The organism is Tissierella pigra (genome assembly GCF_009695605.1).
In the GTDB taxonomy this organism is placed as follows: Bacteria; Bacillota; Clostridia; order Tissierellales; family Tissierellaceae; genus Tissierella; species Tissierella pigra.
In genome coordinates, this window is record NZ_VUNQ01000120.1 from 1 (window position 1) to 1,062 (window position 1,062).

Below are 1,062 nucleotides of genomic sequence, written 5' to 3' on the forward strand. Positions count from 1 at the left end.
TGGATAGGTTACACTAGATAGGACAGTTTTTCTCCGAACATGATATAATAAAACTAGGAGGAGAAAATCATGTCAAGAAAATATTATGAGGAAAATTTCAAGAAGCAATTAGTTAACATATATAACCAAGGTAACCATACCTATAGGGATCTACATGAGCAATATGGGGTCTCTCCATCTACTCTAAGACAATGGGTAGTGAGGTACAATAAAACTGAATCCTTCAATGCTAAAGATAATATGACGGACCAGGAGAAGGAATTAATTGAACTAAGAAAAAGAAATAAACAACTTGAGATGGAGAATGATATTTTAAAGCAGGCAGCACTACTACTAGGCAAAAAGTAGACCTGATTATTTCTAATAGAGGGAAATATAGTATTAGTGCTATGTGTAAGCTTTTAAAGGTCTCAAGAAGCCTAGTATATTATCATCTAAATAATAGGGAAGCTAGTTCTTCTAACAAAGATTCGGAGATAGAGAAACATATAATGAAAATTTTCCATAGAAGTAAAAATAATTATGGTACTAGGAAAATTAAAGTAGAGCTTCAAAAGCTAGGTTATCAAGTTTCACGAAGAAGGATAGCTAGGATTATGAAAGAAAATGCCTTAGTATCTAACTACACTGTAGCTCAATATAAGGTCCATAGCAGGGGCTGTAATGAATCTAAAGTCTCTAATGTAGTTGATAGACAGTTCGATAATAGGGCTAAATTAGAGGTTGCAGTAAGCGACCTTACCTATGTCAGAGTAGGTAGTAAGTGGAACTATTTATGTACCTTGGTAGATCTATCTAATAGGGAAATAATAGGCTATTCAGCTGGTCCCAATAAAGATGCTTCTCTTATAGAAAAAGCACTTTTAAGCTGCCGTTATCCTTTAAAAGATATAAAGATATTTCATTCAGACCGTGGTAAGGAATATGATAATATAAAAATAGATAATATCCTAGAAGCCTTTAACATAGAACGTTCTCTAAGTAGGAAGGGGAATCCCTATGACAATGCTGTAAGTGAAGCTACCAATAAAATCCTAAAAGTAGAGTTTATATATCAAAATA

At 33.2% G+C, this 1,062-nt stretch carries 1 pseudogene; it reads left to right on the forward strand.

The features are described from left to right. Positions 1 to 69: 69 nt before the first annotated feature. A pseudogene (locus FYJ83_RS19580) lies at positions 70 to 1,062 on the forward strand (IS3 family transposase); the annotation flags it as partial.